Genomic DNA, 19,793 nt, shown 5'->3' with positions numbered 1-19,793 from the left:
CGGAAATCATTTCCTCTCCTGCATCTCCTTCAACATTTTCAGCGCAATAAATACCAGGAATGCGGCCATCGCAATAATTCCAACCCATATCCACCATTTGCTTTTAAACACGGTAACAGTACCTGCAGGCGTCTTTACAGCTGTTGCTGCGATGCTAACCGGCGCGCCGGGTTCAATCACCGGTATACTTACCGGCACGCTGTCCTTAAAGTAGCCCAGGTCGTAGATGGGTGCCGGTATTGCCGCATTGCCGCCTTTCAACAGGTAAGACTGTCCCTGTTGCAGGTTAGCCGTCAGCCAGATGGTTTGTTGCCAGGCATTAACAGCACTGATCTGCAACGCCGGGTTGTCATCATTCTGTACAGTGAGTAAAAGCGTGTCGTAGTTACCGGGGGCACTCAACTCTACTTGTGACGGCTGGTCTGATGAAAGATTAAAGGTGGCAATCTCCCTGTCGTGCCCTGATATCCGGGCCGAAATAACAGCGCTACGGCGATACAATGCAGGTGCGGTGATATTAAAAGATAACTTCCTGATCAGGTAAGGCTGATCAAAAGCCAGCTGCCATCTTGATTCATGCCGGCTGTTTCCCGGCCGCACACTTATTGCAGGAGCCGGAACAGCGGTATATTCCGTGGCCCGGCTGTTGGTTTTGTAACGGCCAATCTTTTCTATAAACACCGGGGCACTGGCAGAATCGTCGATAATGAGCTGGTACCAGGCGTAGTCTGAAGAAGGAATCGGGATTGTTTTTACCAACGTAGTGCTGGAGGCATCCGGAATGGCACTGGCGGGGTCAAATACAAATGCATCTGTTACACCGTACCAGTTCTTTTTGTCGTTACTCCCGCTGATACGCATCGTTTTCATGACGCGGGCATTTTTGAAAACCAGCTCAAAGTGGTCCAGCGTGTGCCCGTTTGCGTTATGAAATACAATGGTGGAACGCTTTCCCGGCTCGCTTATGTTGCCTGTTATGGGAAAAGACTCAAAACTGGCCACACTGTATCCGCCCGTCTGTTCCTGCAGCAGGTAGGGAACTTCCGTATCCCCCTGGTATATGCGAAAATCCGGTGGCATATTGTTATGCAGCTTCGCTGCCACCGCCGGCGTCAATGCTATATGATAGAATCCCGATACAGGCACCGCCGGTAAAGGCGCCTGCCAGGTGAACCCCGGAACAGGCTGTTGTGCGCAAGCTATACTCCCCGTCGTCAACAGCACCAGCCCGCCCAGGAGCACCCGTTTACTCATTGCTTTCAGGAACATTGCTTTGTTGTTGATCATCTGCAAAAAATATTTTTTTCAAACGCTGATACATAAACGAAATTACCAGCAGGAGAACACCCAGCGAAATGAAAGCCGCTATCTTTCCTCCTTCTCCCAATCCTGAAAAATCAAACAGGAAAAGCTTTAGTAAGGTAAGATCGAATACCGAAATAGAAATAATACGTATGGCTTTCGACTTCCACCGCAAGCCCAGGTAAATAAGAATAAAAGCAAAGGCGCCCCAGAGGATGGCATAACCCACCCGGTGCGTATTATACAATATCGCATCCGCATCTGCAGGGGTACGGCCGCCTATAAACACCATGAGATGGTCGAGGCTGGCGCTGATCAGGAACAGGATTACGGCTGAACTAATCCACTGGAATATCAGCTCATAGTCCTGGCGTTTAAAGCTGGCCATCATTTTCCATGCCTGGTAAATAACCGTCGCCAGTAATGCCACCAAAACGTACTGCAGGAAAAAATATGCCGTAGGCGCCTTACCTGCCAGCACTTCTGATCTTATATCTATGATCGCCGGGTTGTAATACAGGGGGAATGCCAATATAACTATCAATGCCAGGCCCAATAACGGCAACCGTATAGCGGTAAATCTATGGCGACCCAGGTACAGCAATATCCCTGCAAACAGGTAGTTGTAAATACCCGCCACCACTGGTGTGAGTATTGGGAAATAATAATTGCTCTGGAACAAACACTCCAGCAATACGCCCACGTATATAAAGAGAACCGACAACGACAACAAGGCTATACTGTAGAAAGATACTGACAGATCTATCACAAACGGCTTCCCGGGATCTTCGTTTTTGCATAACCTTCTCAGCAAAAACAGCGAGGTAACCGCCACCGCACTGGTGACAAAGGCTTTATTAACAAAAGGAATAAAGTGCTGATGAGCGCCATCATACAGTTGCGACCAGTCTATCAACAGGCTGATAGTCATGAGCAGTAATACAATTACAGATACATACTTCATCAGTACGATACCCGACTTCTGCCACAACCACAACAGCAGTACCGTTTCTGCGGCCCAGAACAGGGTAATATAATTACCGTGCAGCTGTATTGGAGCGGTCAGGCTCACAAAACTCAGCACCAGGCCTATGAGCAAAAATATAAGGGTACGGTCGGCCCGCTCATTACGGTAAAGACCATACGCAAAAATACAGTTAAACACCGCCATCAGTGCTGTAAATACTCCTTGCCATGTGTCACCGTTCATCTGGTGCAGGATCAGCATTCCCGCAGCATAGTACAGGAATGTATTGCTCAGCAGGATGCTGATATCAAGGAAGTTAAAGGTTTTCCTGTTCCGCACGTTGTTAATAACATTCATGGCAAAGAACACGAAGTAATACAGCGTGCCGAATACCAGCGCAGTACCATAAGGTACCGGCTTCGCCGGATGCTGCTCATTTAACCGGTATATCACCCAGCCGCCATAAATCATGATGGTGGCCAGGTAGCAAATGATATTGACAATATTCCACTTCTTATAAAACGCCAGCACCAGCATACCGATATTCAGGATCAGTATATAACTGAACAGTACCAATATATTCCCTTCGCCGCTGCTTACCATAAACGGCGCTGAAAATCCGCCGATAATGGCAATTACAGCCAGCTCTTTACGGTTATAGTTCAGCGAAAGTAATACCGTAAAGGCGGTGATCAAAATGGTTAATATAAAAGCCAGCGTTTGACTGATCAGGTGATATTGATGAAACGCAATAGTGATCGTAAAATAAAGTACGGATACGCCGCCGCCTACCAGCACGGAACTAAATGCCGCAAAGGTTTTACGCATTTTGTAAGATAGCCCGATCAGCAAACCGCCACAGATGATACCAATAAATGTGCGGCCAATTTCATTGATCCAGTCTTTATCAATAGCATATTTCAGGAAAAATCCGATCCCCAGCACCAGTACGGCGATACCGATTTTGTTAAACAGGTTTTCGCCAATGAACTTTTCAATATCCGGGTTTCTTTCCCAGAAACCAGGTTTTTCAGGTTCCTCGTTTACAGGTGGTACATGAGCCAATACTTCCGGCGATACCGACCAGCTATTGTCAGCTACCGCAGCCACAGGAGGCGCCACAGCATCCGGTTCGGGCATATACACCGGTTCCGGCTCCGGTGGGGTTACGGGTGCCGGCGTTTCCAATATTACTTCCGGTTTGGACAGCTCCGGTTCCGGGGGTTTTACCACCGGAATGGCAGTTGTCCATAGAGGTGCTTCCTGCACCTTTTCTTCTATAGGAGGCGGCGGCGGGGCCTGGGACCGATACTGTTCCAACTGTTTTTGCAGGTCCACTATCTGACTCTTTAAAATGAGTATGGCAGATGCAGTTTCTCCCTTAAAGACTAACAACACAATGAAAATGGCCACCAGTAACAAAAAAACGATTGTTTCGTACATAATCAACCGATAGGTATTGGATGAACAAAAGCTAAAACGCCCTAAATATATATTATAAATCCAGATCTCCGGCACTTTGCTTAACATTAAAATAACCTTGCTGATTAGTCATTTATAATTCACTTTGCAGAATCCTGATCCATAAATTGCTGCAATATTTATATTTAAATGCTCAACATTTCACTAATAAAGGATGGAAACGAACAAGCGTTTAAACAGCTGTATGACCTGTTTCACCTCAAACTATTTCACTACTTCCTGAAAAGGAAACAACAACACGAAATAGCCCGGGAGCTCACCCAATGTACTTTTATCAAGATATGGCAATACCGGTTGTCCTTAACAGAAACCTGTTCCATCGACACCCAGGTATTCACTATTGCCAATTCCATTTTAGTAGACCATATACGCATGCAAACCCGGCAACACAGTTTGCAGGAAACATTTCTTAGTCATACCGAAACCCTGCAACAACAGGAAACAGTTCCCCAGTTCACCTTCGAAAAGAATAACTGTATCCACACTTACATCTCCCAACTTCCACCGGTAAGAAAAAAAGTAATTGAACTGAAACTGGTATATGGTTACTCCAATAAGGAAATCGCCCGGCAGCTGAGTATTGCCGTTAAAACAGTGGAAGACCATGTGACCAAGGCATTGCGTACCATCAAATCATTGCACCTGCTACTCTGATATTAAGTAAATGTTAACAGCAGGGGTTACCTTACCGCCTATACGTAAACAATAGCATACGTTTATTACCGTAGCTATTCATGCAGATAACAAAACAACAAATTCAACAATTTCTGGATGCCGCCTGTACCGGAGAGGAAGCATCAGCAATAGCTGCATACCTGAAAAATAATCCGGAAATACTGAACAGCTATCTGCAGGAGGAATGGAACGCAAGCACAGATGAAGGGCGCCTGACACCTGCGGAAGGTAAAATGATGTACCAGGAAATCCTTCAACAGCTGCCAATAAAAAAAACGCCGGTATTCACCCTGAAAAAAACAAGATGGGTGGCCGCAGCGGTGGTGTTGTTCCTGGCGGGCATCACAGCGTTATCAACAAAAAAACAACACACGGCGAAAATGGCGCAAGCGCTCCCGGTACAACCGGATAGTGCTCATACTGAGCAGGAATGGAAAGTTTACCTCAACGCTACCGGCCAAAAGAAAAAAATAACGCTGCAGGACAGCACCATTGTTGTGCTGTCGGCCAAAAGCCAGATCAGTTGTAAACAACCCTTTCCAGCCAATAAACGGGAGATAAAAATGAAAGGACAAGTGTATTTTGATGTGCATAAAAATCAGTCGAAGCCATTTACCGTATACGCCGGAAATACCGTAACCACGGCGCTTGGCACTTCATTTTGCATCAACATGTGCGAAAAGGAAGTCACCATTAAACTCTTCACCGGGAAGGTAATGATCAAACCCGTACATGGGTCCGCCAGGGGTTGGGACAGCACCATTTTCCTGCTGCCGGGAGAGCAAATGCAATATCATATTTCTAAAGACAATATCGCCATATCTGCTTTTAATAAAAAAGCACCGGATCATACACCACTGCATTCAACAATACTTTCATTTAATAATGAACCTATCGGAACCGTATTAGATAAACTGTCGGAGCAATACAATGTTGCTATCCATTATAATAAAAAAGAAATCAGCGGAATAGCCTTTACCGGAACAGTACTGCCAGGCGATTCACTTCCTGTGATATTGAAAATTATCGGAAAAATGAATCGGTTTGACATTACCCAGGCAAACGGCATATTCACCATCAGTAAACAACGATAAATCAACATCCGGCTTCATGCTACTGGCGGGCAATACCCGCCAACGGGCTTGCTATGCGTATTCACCAATATCATTTTAAATTTTATGTACTTAAAAAACAAACTACTCCGGAAGAAAACCGGGCTACTGCTTTTCCTCTTTTTATGGCTGTCCGGGCAGGTAGCTTTTTCACAGGACAAAACCGCTGAACTAACCGGTACGGTGATGAGCGAAAAAGGCGAAATACTGCCGGGCGTAAGCGTAATAGCCTCAGATCAAAGCACGCATCAGCATTTTTCCGCTGTAACAGATGGCGCAGGCATTTTCATCTTAAAAAAATTAATACCAGGAAATAAATATGATTTCACCTTTACATTTATGGGTTACCTGCCAGGTACCTACAAAAATTTCGAAGTAAACACCGGCGCCGCCGGCAACAACCTGCTCATGCGTTTACAGGAAGACACAAAAGCGCTGAGCGAAGTGGTAGTAACCGCACTGGGTGTTAAAAAAGAAATAAAAAAGATCGGCTATGCCGTACAGGAAGTAAAAGGCGCAGACCTGGTGAAAGCAAGAGATGCCAACCCTATTACCGGTCTTACCGGTAAGGTAGCCGGCCTTTCCGTAGCCTCCAATACTGAAATGCTGGGTACTCCTTCTTTAGTGATGAGAGGTAACCAGATCACCCTGTTTGTAGTAGATGGCGTACCTATCAGCTCCGACACCTGGAACATCAGCCCCGACGATATTGAAAGTTACAGTGTACTGAAAGGACCCGCTGCCGCCGCATTATACGGCAGCCGTGCACAATATGGCGCCATCCTGATTACCACCAAAAAAGCCGGCAGTAAAAAAGGCATGTCCGTAGAATTCAACTCCACCAACTCCGTCGATAAAGGCTTTATTGCCATGCCACATACCCAGCATGAATATGGCGGTGGTATGTACGGACAATATGCTTATGCAGATGGATTTGGCAGCGGTGTACAGGATGCGCAATACCAGCTCTGGGGACCAAAATTCCGGGGACAGCTGCTTCCGCAATACGATGGCGAATATGATCCCAATCAAACCTATACTACTGTATTCGGGGATCTTATTTATAAAGGGCATATCAAACCAACCCCTTATGTAAACCGCGGTTATGTAGATGGGAAAAGCAACCTGGAAAGGTTCCTGAAACCAGGCTTTCAATCCACCAACAACCTGTCGCTGTCGGCCACCGGCGACAAATACGCCTTACGCTTTTCGGTATCACAATCCCATCAAACCGGGATAGTGCCGAATACCGGCGTAGATGTGGTGAACTTCAACACCACCGCATCTTATAAGATCAGCCCCAGGTTAACATTTAACTCAGATGTGAACTTCAGCAGAACCTATACTCCCAATATCCCCGATGTTACCTACGGCCCCAACAGCCTGATATATAATCTTTCTGTATGGACAGGCGACGAATGGAACGTAGATGCACCGGATATCCGTGGAAAATGGCAGCCGGGTCAGAAAGATGTGAAGATCGTTTTCCCCGAACACGTACACTATAACAACCCATGGATGATGGTGGAAGACTGGCTGAGAGGACACTACAAAACAGATATCAATGGCTACTTATCCCTGAACTATAAACTAAACGATCACCTGGATGTAACCGGCCGTACACAGGTAAGTACGTATAGCCTGTTCCGTAGTGAAAAGATGCCATGGGGTGCATACACTTATGCCAGAACGTTAGGCCAGGGCGATTACCGGGAAGACAGGCGGAATATGTTCGAGAGCAATACCGATATTCAGCTGAACTACAACTACCGGATCAACCACCTGATCAGTGTTTCCGGTTTGGCCGGTACCAGCCTGAGAGCATTTACCTATAACTCCAACTTCACCTCTACCGATTACCTGGTAGTGCCTACCGTGTATAATTTCAGCAACTCGCTGAACACGCTGATGACAAACAACTTCAGCTCTGACATGCGTGTGCTGAGTGCCTACGCCTCTATGGATGCATCTATAGGCCGGTATGCCACCCTTTCCGCCACTGGCAGGGTAGATAAATCTTCCGCACTGCCAAAAGGGAGTAACGTATATTTCTACCCTAGTGTATCCGTGGCTTCCGTTATCTCCGATTATGTACACCTGCCGGATGTGATCTCTTTCCTGAAAGTAAGAGGGTCCTTTGCCACAGTACATGGCGACGCCACGGCCACCTATATCGGCGCTACGCCCTATAATGTATACAGCCAGTTAAACGGTTCTACCGCCAATAGCCTGAACACGAACTTCTCTCAATATGGTAACAATTATTTAAGCCCTTACGGTGGTCCGGATTACTCACTGCAATCCGCTTTCTCTACCGCTAAAAAATATAATAATGTTACCGCGGCGTTCTCTACCAACAGCATTTTTGATCCGAACATCAAAACGTTTAACCGTGTTAACTTCGAAGAAGGGCTGGATGTAAAGGTGCTTAAAAACAGGCTGGGCCTGAGTGCTACCGCATTCCAATATATTGATGGTCCGCAGATCCTGCCCAATCCCATCTCCCCTTCTACAGGCTACACTACGTACTACATCAACGCACTGAAAACAAAGAAAACCGGCTATGAGCTATCACTGACCGGCACCGCCGTGAAAGCTAAAAACTTCAGCTGGGATGTATTGGTGAACTGGTCTACTTTCAAAGAAGTATATGATGAATTGCCTCCGGGACAAACCAACTACAATACCTACTTCCAGAAAGGTGACCGGACCGATAAGCTATACTCCACCGGTTTTGTAAAAACAAAAGAAGGACAGATTGTATATGATGCCGGCGGCAAGCCGCTGAAGAACCCTTATCCCCAATTCCTCGGTTATATGAACGCAGATTACATGTGGTCGTTCAGCAACAATTTCCGTTATAAGGATTTCAATTTCAGCTTCCAGTTTGATGGCAGCGTGGGAGGTGTGATCAGCAACCGGCTGTATTCCCTTACCATGCAGGGAGGCGCCAATATCGCCACCGTGGAAGGCGCAATTGGCAAATCAAGACTTGATGACGATGCCAACGCCGGCGTAGGTAGCTACAAAGGCACCTATGTAGGCGACGGTGTACAGGTATCCAACGGGGTTCCCATCATGTACGATAACTATGGCAATATCACCAACTATAAAGACCTTCAGTTTGCGCCCAACAAATCTACCAGTACCGTACAAAGCTGGGCTACACAATACTACGGGCAGATACAGGAAGGTATGCTCACCAGCAAAACATATGCAAAGCTGAGAGAAGTGGTGATTGGCTACAACCTACCGCAACAATGGCTGAGCCGCACTTTCATCAGCCGCTTAACCTTGTCGCTGGTTGGAAGAAACCTCCTTTACTTCTACAAAGACAATAAATATAAAGGTATTGATGTAGAACAGTATAATACTGCTATTGCTTCTTCAGGTTTGCAAACGCCTACCACCCGCAGATTCGGTTTTAATGTTAATGTGTTATTCTAAATCAAGTACAATTTTTATGAAATCAGTTATCAGAAATATATTCACTGCCGGCATTGCCTTATTGCTGACGGCAGGTTGCAAAAAAAGCTTCGACGACCTGTATACCAATAAGAACAAGCCGCTCTCCGTACCTGCGTCACTGTTGTTCAACGGTATCCTGAGCAGCATGATAGATCCTCCCGGCGGGCAAATGGACAGGACCAACCAGTTCCAGCTCCAGAACAATTCCTATTTCGGGAATAACCAATACCTTTTTGGCGCCGGCGATAATCTTTATGCTACACTCACCAACGTGGTGAATATGGAAAACCAGGCAAAGGTGTTTGGCGCCAAAGATCAAAATCCTTACCGCGCGTTGGGAAAATTTTTCAGGGCCTATCTCTTTTCGAGGATGAGTTTACAAATGGGTGATATCCCTATGTCGGAAGCGCTCAATGGGCTTGGTAACCTGAAGCCCAAATATGATGCCCAGAAGGTGGTATTTCAAAAGGCGTTTCTGTGGCTCGACAGCGCCAACACCGACCTTACGCAACTGATCAGCAACAACGATCAATCATTATCGGGAGATCTCTATTTTTCCAATAACCTGAAAAACTGGCAAAAAGTAGTAAACACTTTCCGACTCAGGTTATTGGTGCACCTCAGCAGAAAAGCTGCCGGCGATGCCGACCTTAATGTTGCCGGACAATTTTCCGATATTGTGAATAACCCGGCTAAATACCCGGTCATGGAAGGTCCTGCAGATAACCTGCAATACGTATGGCTCAATCCTACCAACAAATATCCGATGAACAGGGAAACTTTTGCCGACGGCGCCCTCAACAACATCTCTGCGACATATGTTAGCCTGTTAACTACCCTGAAAGATCCAAGGGTATTTATTACAGCAGATCCCGCACCGGGCATCGTAGCGGCGGGTACCAGCCCTGGCAGTTTCGCCGCATTCCAGGGCGGGGATCCCGGGCTGGACATGGGTGTGCTGGCCAGCCAGAATGGTGGCGGTAAACTGAGTTACATTAACCGTTACCGTTACTTCCTGGGATATACCGGCGAAACCACCCCCATTATCGGTTACACCGAAATGTGCTTTAACATCGCAGAAGCCATCAACAGGGGTTGGCTAAGTTCCGGTCCGAAAGGCAATGCGGAAGCATATTATAATGCCGGCATTAAAGCATCTATGGCATTTTACAACATTCCTTTAAAAGGCACCATTACTGCTTATTCCCTACCTCCCGGCGCCAAGTTAACCGATCCTAATCCATTTGTGGCCACACCCGTTAATGTGGACTATGATACTTATTACAGCCAGTCGACCGTGAAATACGCAGGCAACAACGACAACGGACTTACCCAGATCCTGCAGCAAAAATACCTGGCGTTCTTTCTCAACAGCGGACTGGAACCTTATTACAACTGGCGTCGTACAGGCGTCCCCGTATTTACTACCGGTGTTGGTACCGGTAACAATGGTAAAATTGCTTTGCGTTACAAATACCCTACTGCTGAACAGTCGGCCAACACCGCCAACTATAATGCAGCCATTGCTCAATACAATAATGTGGATGATATCAATGGTAAAATGTGGTTATTGAAATAACTTTAAAATAAATCACCGTTTATATGAACCGTAGTATCACCTTAGCTTTATTTGGCGCCCTGATCTCTGCCAGCGCTGCAGCACAACAATCGATCGATGTGCAGGCACACCGGGGTGGCATGGCGCTGATGCCGGAAAATACCATTCCGGCTATGCTCAATGCCGTAAAACTGGGCGCCAGAACACTGGAATTGGATTGCATCATTACGGCCGATAAAAAGCTAGCTGTATCACATGATGCTTATATGTCGGCAGAGTTCATGCGCAAACCGGATGGATCAGATATCACCAAAGCGGAAGAGAAAAGCCTGGCTTTGTATAAAATGACTTACGACAGCATCAGCAGGTATGACGCTGGGACGAAGCCTCACCCGCGATTTCCGCAACAGGAAAAAATGATGGTGCATAAGCCTTTGCTCGCAAACCTGATCGACAGCGTAGAAGCCTATGTAAAAGCACATCACCTGAAACCGGTATATTACAATATGGAAACCAAAAGTTCTCCGGATGGTGATGGCATCTACAATCCGGCACCCGCCGAATTTGTAGAACTGCTGATGCAGGTGATAAAGCAAAAGAAGATCACCGACAGGGTTATCATCCAGTCTTTCGATGTGAGAACGTTGCAGGTATTGCACCAGTCATTCCCAAAGCAGAAAACAGCCTTGCTGATTGGCAATAAAGACAGTTTCAGCGCCAACCTGGAGAAGCTGGGGTTCACTCCTTCCATTTACAGTCCCTACTACCTGCTGGTAACAGCTGACCTGGTAAAGGAAGCACACGCTAAAAAAGTAGCGGTGCTGCCCTGGACAGTAGACGAAGACAGCGACTTCAAAAAACTGATCGCTGACGGAGTAGATGGTATCATCACCAACGCACCGGATAAACTGATCAAAATAGCGGGAAGCTACCAACGATAGCTCATCAATAAAAAAAGGGTTTGATAGTTACCACTATCAAACCCTTTTTTTATTGCCGAAAAACTAGGCAGCTTCTTTAAATTCTTCCAGTACTTTCCCTATTTGCTTCATATATTTTCCATAATAACTATTCACCCAAAATGTAGTAATAGCCATCAGCAATAATAACATCGCTAAAAAAACGGACACCATTGTAATGGCAATTGCCTGGTTGGTTACAGCCGCCTGAAAAACTGCTTTCATCTTGCTATCCTGTCTGCTCGCCATATGCATGGCCATTTCCAGCAAGGCAAAGGGAATCAGCGTATAGGCGTAAGATTTATACATTTCAATACTCAGCTTAGCCTCATAGTACAACGCGTACAACCTGTCTTTCGAACGTAATGTAGCCGTATTCAGCTGTTTATAAAAAAGGTGAAATTTGAAAAAGTAATAAACAGAGATGGCCACTGCTACAAAATATACTACATAAAAAGGTATGATCAGCACCGGGGCGAAGTAAGTATACCTGGGTAAAAATCCTATAAGAATAAGACTGAACAACTGTACATAAAATTCGATCTTCATATTGGAACGAAGCTTCTCCACCGGCAGCTGCAGTGTTTTCAGCTGGTCCACACTGGAAGGCACCACCACATTATCGTCGTTGTCGTTGCTCCAGGCTGATTTTATATCATCAAAATTCATAACCTTGTTGTTTAATAAGTTCTTTTAATTTGTCTTTTGCCCTGCTGAGCTTCGTTCTTGCATTCCCTTCTGAGATACCGAGGTTCTCTCCTATTTCCTTATGCGAGTAATTTTCGAGATGAAGAAAAACCAGCGCCTTCTCTATTCTTTCCAGCTTTTGTACTGCCTTATAAAAATGTGCCAGTTGCAGTTCTTTTGCAGCGGCTACATTATCCTCTGTCGCAATATGCTCCGGCATCATATCAGTAACCGCCAATTTTCTTTTTTCTTTTTTGAAGAATACCAATGCCGTATTTAGCGCAACCCGGTACATCCAGGTAGAAAAACGACTTTGTTGCTGGAAGGAGTCAAAAGATTTCCATAGCTGGTAAATGATTTCCTGGGTTAAGTCCTGCTGATCATCTTCCGCATCCATATACATTTTGGAAATCTTGTGGATAATCCCTTTATGTGTTTCAATGAGGTCAAGAAATTCTTTTTCCCTGCTTTTCAAGTTTGGTTGCTTTAGTTCATAATGGGCCTAACGGTGTATCCTTTTGCTCTTAATTGTATGATTAAACCTATAGGTCCGGGCAGGTGAGCTGCACCTACTGCGAAGAAAGAACTTTGCTGCTTCATTATCTCCGGCATTTTATTTACCCAGTTACCGTTCCTTACTTCCAGCATCCAGTGCATCGCGTTTTCATCCATACGGTTGGGCGCCGTTATGTTGGCATATACTCCCATCAGATCTTCTTCCTTATACTTTGAAATCAAATCCAGGCTTTCTTTCTTTGAGTTATCAAAATCCCTTACCTGTGATAAAATCTGTTCTTCTGTAAAAGATTTATTTAGATAGTCTACCTGTTCGGCCAGTCCTTCCAATGCCATGATAGGCTTGTTGCAGCCTTTCGCCATTTCCAGGAAAGTGGCTTCATAGGATTTGGTAACTGCGCAAGGGAATGATTTCTGCGCTATCACGGACACTACAGCGCTCAGTTTATAATTGTCCAGTAATTTGAAGGGGATACCACATTTTAGTTTTAAGATAGAGTCTACCATATTATAATCGGCGGGAGATAGCTTCTGATGCTGGGGTATATCGGACGTCATGGCTTTTGTCAGGATCTCGTTCATATTAGGGTCGAGGATATTGGCTTCAATGACCAGCTGGGTCGACTTTTCAAACGCGTGTTTTACTTTGTCTCTCACAATAAAATCGGCTTCACAGATCATGTGGGTGGTGCCATATATATAAGAAGGCTTATCCAGTCCGTTGCCGCTAACTTCCCATAGCAGGGATTTCTCCAGGGCGGGCTGCGCTTGTTGCGCGGTAGCTCTGCCCGCAAATAAACCCGTTACTACTAATGCTGCAATACTTTTATAGATGTTTTTCATATGCTTTGTATTTTCTTTTCAGGATTAGTAGCTGGTGGAGGGATTTCGTTACAGGGTTTTTAAAGTTTTTTTGAGATTTTTTTGAAATACACTGTGAATAAGGGTAAAACAGCCCGGCATGGCAAGCTGGATGCTTCTCCATGCCGGGCTGCTATCATTAATGCTACTCAAACGGTAACTCCGTTCTTTTTCTCACCACATGATTCAGGTTATAGTGAATCATCTTCTCCAGCAAATCATACCCGGCATTGGGCCTGAAATGTGCAAACTCGCGTTCCAGCTTTGTAATAGGCGATAACCAGTACAAATTCACCTTATCGCCATATACCTCCGGCAGATTAATCACCGGCCCGTTATATAAAGCGGCAGATAATACTACGCTTTCAAATGGGGCCGGCAAATCTTCCCCGCTAACGGTATGCCCTTCCCCCAGCCAGGTAACTTGTTTCCAGGGGCGGTCAGACAAGCCGGACATGAGTCCTGCCATGGCCATAATCTCTTTATCGGTAAAATCGCTCTTACTAACCGCCATCGCTAGTTCCATGCGGCGGAAACCAGGCGACCGGTCGCTATACAGCAGTTCTACCCAAGGCATGGGCCGTATACCCATCCCCAACGTAAAGAGGTATACGATGTCATCTTTTTCAAACTTACCCAGGGCCATCGGAGGCCACTGACCACCATCTATGGCATAATATTGCAGGATGGGACCATATACGGCTTCATAAGACTGGATGTACTTATCCTGTAAAACACTCCAGGCCTGGGAGGTTTCGTCTGTCCATTCATTCCAGAATGCCACGGCCTGGTCTACGCGTTCGTGCATTACATTCCCGCCACGCTTGCCCAGCGGCATCAGGCGATCGGTTTCACCGGCATCGATACAATCAGCGGCGTAGGCCACGGCATGTTCGTCATTATATAAACTCCAGCCGGGAATTACGCCGAGTATTTCGCCGTCATACAATACCGCTGCGCCATCGCCTTCTTCCATCCATATAATGGAAATACGCTCTTTCTCCAGTGGCTCCTTGCCCTGCGGATGATTACAAAACGCCGCCTGCAACATAGGAGCCATTCCTTCCTTCATAGCGGCCACATCTTTTTTTTCCGGCGCCGGCTGCAGGTTACGGAGCCAGCAGGGACGCGGAGAATATTTGGAGGTAAGCAGTTCCGATGGGTACAGGTAAAAATAAGCCACTCTTTCATCCTGCTCTACCACGGCGTATAAAGTTCCCCTGTTATTGGGTTGGTCTATCAACATTACCGGCTCAGACATAATTACATTTTTTTTAAGATCCTTCAAAAATACAGCATTCAGGCCTCACTATAAATCCTGATTTATTTGCAGTATTTTGTCAGTTATACAATTAATATTTATATGAAACATTCCACTTTATTATTGGCACTCATCATGACATTATCCACCACACTGTTTGCAAAAGAACGACAGTTTTACCAGATCAAAATCTATCACCTGAAAACAACTGCACAGGAAGCGGTGATAGACAATTACCTGGAAAAGGCCTGGCTGCCGGCAATACATCGTGCGGGCATCAAAGAGGCGGGCATTTTTAAACCGGTAACCGCAGATACCGCCGACATCAGGATCTACGTGCTCATCCCTTTCCAATCGCTGGAACAGTTTGCGGGCCTCGATAAAACACTGCAGGCAGATAAAACGCTTCAGGCTAACGGTCAGGAGTATACGAACGCTGCCTGGAACAATATTGCCTACAGCCGCATAGAATCCATACTGCTCCAGGCATTTCCCGGAATGCCTGTGCTGGAAGCGCCTTCACTGCAAGCGCCAAAAAACGAACGGGTATATGAATTGCGCAGCTATGAAAGCCCTTCAGAAAAATATCATGTCAATAAAGTGAAGATGTTCAATACCGGCGACGAAATTGGCATCTTCAAAAATCTTCACTTTAATGCGGTATTTTATGCTTCTGTGATCTCCGGTCCGCGTATGCCCAACCTGATGTACATGACTACCTTTAACAGTAAAGAAGACCGGGACGAACACTGGAAATCTTTTGGGGCAGATGCTAAATGGAAAAGTCTGTCGGCCATGGAAGAATATGCACACAATGTCTCTAAATCGGATATTCTCTTTTTAAGGCCCACCAACTACTCCGATCTATAACTGCCGCGCCGGATAGATAGCTGCGGTCAGTTATCTATCCGGCCTGGTCAGCAGCCACCGTTACCCCCTCCCCATATTACCTCTTCTTTAATTAATATGCTGATTTCAGCCACGGGGCGCCCAAGCCAGAAACGATGAATGATTAACGTGGAATTTTAATCAAAAAGCCTTAATTTAAACCTTATAACACCCACCGCCGGGAGAAAAATGAGCCACCACACATTTTCCCTCCCGGTCAGCTAAACTTCATTTCTAAAATTTCAAAAACTGACTTCCCATGGCAGATGAAATTCAACACAAAGTTCAGACGGCCCTCGGCGACGTAGCCGCAAGACAACTCGCCATTGCCACCCGCACGGTGCCGCAAATGTCTACCATTACACCACGCTGGCTCACTAAGCTGATGAGCTGGATACCGGTAGAATCAGGCGTATATCGCCTTAACAAAGTAAAGGACGAGAGCAATGTAACGGTCGATTGCTCCGGCAGGGATGAACGCGAGCTGCCGCAAACCTTTGTGGACTATATTGATAATCCCCGCGAGTACAACCTCAGTGCTGTAAACACCGTACTGGACGTACATACCCGTGTATCCGACCTTTACAGCAAACCTTATAACCAGATCAGCGAACAGCTACGGCTGATCATTGAAACAATCAAAGAAAGGCAGGAAAGCGAATTAATTAATAATAAGGAATATGGCCTGCTGCACAGCGTGGCAGCTTCCCAGCGTATTAAAACACGCACCGGCGCTCCCACCCCGGACGACCTGGATGAGCTCATCACCAAAGTGTGGAAAGAACCTGGCTTCTTTTTACTGCATCCCCTTACCATAGCTGCGTTTGGCCGCGAATGTACCCGTCGTGGCGTACCGCCTCCCACCGTATCGCTGTTTGGCTCCCAGTTTATTACCTGGCGTGGCATTCCGCTGATTCCATCTGATAAAGTACCTATCGAAAAGGGCAAATCAAAGATCATTTTACTGCGCACCGGTGAAAGCAGGCAAGGCGTAGTAGGCCTTTACCAGCCTAATCTTCCCGGGGAACAGTCGCCGGGATTATCCGTACGCTTCATGGGTATTAACCATCAGGCTATCGCCTCCTACCTGGTTTCCCTCTACTGTTCGCTGGCTGTGCTGGTAGATGACGCTATTGCTGTATTGGATGATGTAGAAATAGGCAAGTACCATGAATACAAGTAATTTCAATACCGATGGATTACCGGATATTGCCGCCCTGGAAAAACTGGCCAACCAGTTATTTTCCTCGCTGCAATCCGGTAATGAAGCCATGCCCCCGGCATACGCTTCAGCTGCCCCCATCCAGGACCCGCTGCTGCAACAGGGTAGTGTAACGGATGTTACGCAGGCGCCGACCAGTTTACCAGATCCTCATTTTTCTGATAACGGCGTACCTGCTTCTGTGGCTGGCAGTGGCATATCGCCCTCGGCCCTTTCACAGCAACATCCTACCGCCTATGATCCTTCTTTTGAGCAGCAACTGCAACAGGCGCTGAAAAGCATTCCGGCATCCTCGTATACTTCGCAGTTACCAGGTCCGGGCAGCACCTCCTACTATTTTCTGCCGGAAAAAACAGTTGGTATCACCGGCGCCAGCCAGCCACCGCTGGATATTAACCGCGTCCGGGCCGATTTCCCGATCCTGCAGGAACATGTAAACGGACGACGCCTTATTTGGCTGGATAATGCTGCCACCACACAAAAGCCACGAGCGGTGATAGACCGTATCAGCAGTTTCTACGAGCACGAAAATTCAAATATCCATCGTGCCGCACACGAACTGGCTGCACGCGCCACCGATGCATATGAAGGCGCCCGCGAAAAAGTGAGATCCTTTCTGAATGCCTCGTCTGTCAACGAAATCATATTTGTTCGTGGCGCCACAGAAGCTATCAACCTCGTCGCCAAAAGCTGGGGCGAACAGTTTCTGCAGGCCGGCGATGAAATTATTCTCAGCCACCTCGAGCACCACGCCAACATTGTTCCGTGGCAACAGCTGGCTAACAAAAAAGGACTGCTGATTAAAGTGATCCCGGTAGATGACGACGGACAAATTATATTAGCCGAATACCAAAAATTGCTCAGCCCAAAAACAAAACTGGTATCGTTTACCCAGGTATCCAACGCACTGGGCACCGTTACACCTGCGCAACAAATAGTGGACCTGGCACATCAGGCCGGCGCCAGGGTGCTGGTCGACGGTGCACAGGCAGTATCGCATATGCGCGCCGATATGCAACGCCTGAACTGCGACTGGTATGTATTTTCAGGGCATAAAGTTTTTGGTCCTACCGGTATCGGCGTGCTTTACGGCAAAGAAGCATTGCTCAACGAAACGCAGCCCTGGCAGGGCGGCGGCAATATGATCAAAGATGTTACTTTCGAACATACCCAGTATCATGCAGCCCCTGGCCGCTTTGAAGCCGGTACCGGTAATATAGCCGATGCCGTAGGCTTAGGCGCAGCCATCGACTATGTAAATCATATAGGCATTGATGTTATATATCAATATGAACATTACCTGTTGGCATATGCTACACAACTGCTGAAAGATGTACCAGGCTTACGTTTAATCGGTACCGCACCCGACAAGACCAGTGTGCTGTCTTTCGTATTCAAAGACTTCACTACTGAGCAGGTAGGCGCCGCATTAAACCAGGAAGGTATCGCAGTACGGTCGGGTCACCATTGCGCACAACCCATTCTGCGCAGATTTGGCGTGGAAAGTACGGTGAGACCGTCGCTGGCGTTCTACAACAGTTGCGCCGATATCGATACGCTCGTAAACACCTTATTACGGTTACGGCGGAGCAGGATTTAAACACTTTATAAAGATGATGAAATGATAAATGACTTTCTTTTTAATAAATTATTTATCATTTCATCATCTTAAAAAAATATTTTTCAACTCTTTACTGTAAAAAGCACGCACCCTAACCATTCTCTCAAACACAACGCCACAGCCTATTACAAGGCAGCACATCCGCAACAGAAAACAACAAATCGCCCGAAACGCGCAGCTGCGTTGAAAAAAAACAACACTTAAATTTTGTAGTTTAAATTATTTACCTACATTTGCAACCACATTGCGAGGTAGAGCAGAGGTAGCTCGTCGGGCTCATAACCCGAAGGTCAGTGGTTCGAATCCGCTCCTCGCTACAAAATGTTAAAAGTCCTGGACATCTTGTTCAGGACTTTTTTTATATAAAATAAATTGTATTATTACAACAGGCCATCATTATGCAGATCGCAATCTTGTTAGCCATCAACCCGGATCAAGTTGAAAACTTGGGGGATTGGGTAAATTTTAAGCATATAGTTTGGTTAATCTGTAGAGAAAAAACTCCACGTCCCTGACGCCTCGTAAGGCATTTCTAAAGGACTTAATCTTGGCATTAAATGATTCAGCAGCGGCGTTTGTAGCCCTGTTGTTGAAGAAATTGAGAATACCCAGATAATGAGTTCTAATAGTCCTTGCAACGGTTTTAAAAGATAATATTCCCGCTTCTTCTACATCATTATACCATAGGGCCAGTTTCTTAAATGCTTCTTCTTTGCACTTACAATGCCTGTAAACCTCACCCAGTCGCAGAGATAGCTGATACGATTTGTGAATGAGAGGATAATGGCTAAATAATAATTCGGCTCTTTGCTGTTGTTCTCTGGTCCATAGCCTGGGATGCTTAAAGAGCAAGTATCGGCTTCTTGCCAGCAGTTGCTTAGCTGTATCGCCGTTAGCGAGCCTGGCAGGCTCATACTTCACTGCTACTCGTTTTGCCTGCTCAAATTCCAGATTCTCCTGTTCCAGAGCCTCCCAACGATGTTTAATTCTTATCTCCTGTACCGCGTCAAAAGCCAGGTGTTGCACATGGAAGCGATCTATCACCCGATGGGCGTTAGGGAAACAGGCTTTGACAGCGCTATTGAGGCTGCCAGACATATCGATGGTAACTTCTTGTACTCTCCCACGCAGGCGCTTTGGGATTTTAAACAGTATTTCTTTCAGAAATTCAGACTGAGTACCCTTGATCATAGCCACCATTGAGCCTTTGCGCC

The 19,793-nt window shown here is 46.3% G+C and carries 15 protein-coding genes and 1 tRNA gene; 9 read left to right on the top strand and 7 right to left on the bottom strand.

Annotation, left to right across the window (positions count from 1 at the left end; all coding sequences use genetic code 11):
• Nucleotides 1–6: 6 nt before the first annotated feature.
• Together KE626_RS04215 and KE626_RS04210 are read right to left on the bottom strand one after the other, a co-directional pair.
• Nucleotides 7–1,287 (bottom strand): hypothetical protein, encoded by a 1,281-nt coding sequence (locus KE626_RS04215; RefSeq protein ID WP_211971651.1) that lies wholly within the window; start codon nt 1,285–1,287, stop codon nt 7–9.
• Entirely contained in the window at nt 1,247–3,712 is a 2,466-nt protein-coding gene (locus KE626_RS04210; protein WP_211971650.1) for a DUF2339 domain-containing protein, read from the bottom strand. The genes KE626_RS04215 and KE626_RS04210 overlap by 41 nt, the downstream gene beginning before the upstream one ends.
• A 168-nt stretch (nt 3,713–3,880) precedes the next feature.
• Between KE626_RS04210 and KE626_RS04205 the strand changes: the two genes are divergently transcribed.
• The 5 genes from KE626_RS04205 (at nt 3,881) to KE626_RS04185 (ending at nt 11,505) form a co-directional block, all read left to right on the top strand.
• Nucleotides 3,881–4,405, top strand: coding sequence for an RNA polymerase sigma factor (locus tag KE626_RS04205; protein WP_211971649.1), 525 nt, complete (start codon nt 3,881–3,883; stop codon nt 4,403–4,405).
• Between the two features lie 80 nt (nt 4,406–4,485).
• A complete protein-coding gene (locus KE626_RS04200; RefSeq protein ID WP_211971648.1) occupies nt 4,486–5,520 on the top strand; it encodes a FecR family protein in 1,035 nt (344 codons plus the stop codon).
• Nucleotides 5,521–5,604: 84 nt separating this feature from the next.
• A complete protein-coding gene (locus KE626_RS04195; RefSeq protein ID WP_211971647.1) occupies nt 5,605–8,985 on the top strand; it encodes a SusC/RagA family TonB-linked outer membrane protein in 3,381 nt (1,126 codons plus the stop codon).
• A gap of 16 nt (nt 8,986–9,001) precedes the next feature.
• Entirely contained in the window at nt 9,002–10,585 is a 1,584-nt protein-coding gene (locus tag KE626_RS04190; protein WP_211971646.1) for a SusD/RagB family nutrient-binding outer membrane lipoprotein, read from the top strand.
• Nucleotides 10,586–10,608: 23 nt separating this feature from the next.
• Nucleotides 10,609–11,505 (top strand): glycerophosphodiester phosphodiesterase family protein, encoded by an 897-nt coding sequence (locus tag KE626_RS04185; RefSeq protein ID WP_211971645.1) that lies wholly within the window; start codon nt 10,609–10,611, stop codon nt 11,503–11,505.
• Nucleotides 11,506–11,568: 63 nt separating this feature from the next.
• Here the strand turns inward: KE626_RS04185 and KE626_RS04180 are convergent, their stop codons facing one another.
• From KE626_RS04180 to KE626_RS04165, 4 genes are all read right to left on the bottom strand, one after another.
• Nucleotides 11,569–12,192: a hypothetical protein gene (locus tag KE626_RS04180; RefSeq protein ID WP_211971644.1), complete on the bottom strand. Its 624-nt coding sequence runs from the start codon at nt 12,190–12,192 to the stop codon at nt 11,569–11,571.
• Nucleotides 12,182–12,685 carry an RNA polymerase sigma factor gene (locus KE626_RS04175; RefSeq protein ID WP_211971643.1) on the bottom strand — a complete coding sequence of 168 codons (504 nt, stop codon included), beginning with the start codon at nt 12,683–12,685 and terminating at the stop codon, nt 12,182–12,184. The genes KE626_RS04180 and KE626_RS04175 overlap by 11 nt, the downstream gene beginning before the upstream one ends.
• 11 nt (nt 12,686–12,696) lie before the next feature.
• Nucleotides 12,697–13,569: a TraB/GumN family protein gene (locus KE626_RS04170; protein ID WP_211971642.1), complete on the bottom strand. Its 873-nt coding sequence runs from the start codon at nt 13,567–13,569 to the stop codon at nt 12,697–12,699.
• Nucleotides 13,570–13,732: 163 nt separating this feature from the next.
• Entirely contained in the window at nt 13,733–14,848 is a 1,116-nt protein-coding gene (locus tag KE626_RS04165; RefSeq protein WP_211971641.1) for a suppressor of fused domain protein, read from the bottom strand.
• A 102-nt stretch (nt 14,849–14,950) separates the two neighbouring features.
• Here KE626_RS04165 and KE626_RS04160 point away from each other — a divergent pair, with 102 nt between their 5' ends.
• The 4 genes from KE626_RS04160 (at nt 14,951) to KE626_RS04145 (ending at nt 18,896) form a co-directional block, all read left to right on the top strand.
• Nucleotides 14,951–15,718: an NIPSNAP family protein gene (locus KE626_RS04160; RefSeq protein ID WP_211971640.1), complete on the top strand. Its 768-nt coding sequence runs from the start codon at nt 14,951–14,953 to the stop codon at nt 15,716–15,718.
• A 277-nt stretch (nt 15,719–15,995) separates the two neighbouring features.
• On the top strand, nt 15,996–16,919 hold the full coding sequence (locus KE626_RS04155; RefSeq protein ID WP_211971639.1) for a family 2A encapsulin nanocompartment shell protein: 924 nt from the start codon (nt 15,996–15,998) through the stop codon (nt 16,917–16,919).
• Nucleotides 16,906–18,558: a family 2A encapsulin nanocompartment cargo protein cysteine desulfurase gene (locus KE626_RS04150; RefSeq protein WP_211971638.1), complete on the top strand. Its 1,653-nt coding sequence runs from the start codon at nt 16,906–16,908 to the stop codon at nt 18,556–18,558. Before KE626_RS04155 ends, KE626_RS04150 begins: the two co-directional genes overlap by 14 nt.
• Nucleotides 18,559–18,824: 266 nt before the next feature.
• Nucleotides 18,825–18,896 (top strand) — tRNA-Met (locus KE626_RS04145).
• Nucleotides 18,897–19,044: 148 nt separating this feature from the next.
• On the opposite strand, the gene KE626_RS04140 is transcribed toward KE626_RS04145, so the two are convergent.
• Nucleotides 19,045–19,793: ISAon1 family transposase (locus KE626_RS04140; RefSeq protein ID WP_211971637.1), on the bottom strand; the 749-nt coding region annotated here is incomplete at its 5' end.

Source organism: Chitinophaga hostae (assembly GCF_018224885.1).
GTDB lineage: Bacteria > Bacteroidota > Bacteroidia > Chitinophagales > Chitinophagaceae > Chitinophaga > Chitinophaga hostae.
This window is presented reverse-complemented; position numbering and strand designations above follow the sequence as displayed.

Coding starts and splice junctions, on each gene's coding strand:
- KE626_RS04160 (WP_211971640.1), top strand. CDS start 14,951: ATGAAACATTCCACTTTATTATTGGCACTCATCATGACATTATCCACC.
- KE626_RS04195 (WP_211971647.1), top strand. CDS start 5,605: ATGTACTTAAAAAACAAACTACTCCGGAAGAAAACCGGGCTACTGCTT.
- KE626_RS04165 (WP_211971641.1), bottom strand. CDS start 14,848: ATGTCTGAGCCGGTAATGTTGATAGACCAACCCAATAACAGGGGAACT.
- KE626_RS04155 (WP_211971639.1), top strand. CDS start 15,996: ATGGCAGATGAAATTCAACACAAAGTTCAGACGGCCCTCGGCGACGTA.
- KE626_RS04190 (WP_211971646.1), top strand. CDS start 9,002: ATGAAATCAGTTATCAGAAATATATTCACTGCCGGCATTGCCTTATTG.
- KE626_RS04205 (WP_211971649.1), top strand. CDS start 3,881: ATGCTCAACATTTCACTAATAAAGGATGGAAACGAACAAGCGTTTAAA.
- KE626_RS04185 (WP_211971645.1), top strand. CDS start 10,609: ATGAACCGTAGTATCACCTTAGCTTTATTTGGCGCCCTGATCTCTGCC.
- KE626_RS04150 (WP_211971638.1), top strand. CDS start 16,906: ATGAATACAAGTAATTTCAATACCGATGGATTACCGGATATTGCCGCC.
- KE626_RS04180 (WP_211971644.1), bottom strand. CDS start 12,192: ATGAATTTTGATGATATAAAATCAGCCTGGAGCAACGACAACGACGAT.
- KE626_RS04215 (WP_211971651.1), bottom strand. CDS start 1,287: ATGATCAACAACAAAGCAATGTTCCTGAAAGCAATGAGTAAACGGGTG.
- KE626_RS04170 (WP_211971642.1), bottom strand. CDS start 13,569: ATGAAAAACATCTATAAAAGTATTGCAGCATTAGTAGTAACGGGTTTA.
- KE626_RS04200 (WP_211971648.1), top strand. CDS start 4,486: ATGCAGATAACAAAACAACAAATTCAACAATTTCTGGATGCCGCCTGT.
- KE626_RS04210 (WP_211971650.1), bottom strand. CDS start 3,712: ATGTACGAAACAATCGTTTTTTTGTTACTGGTGGCCATTTTCATTGTG.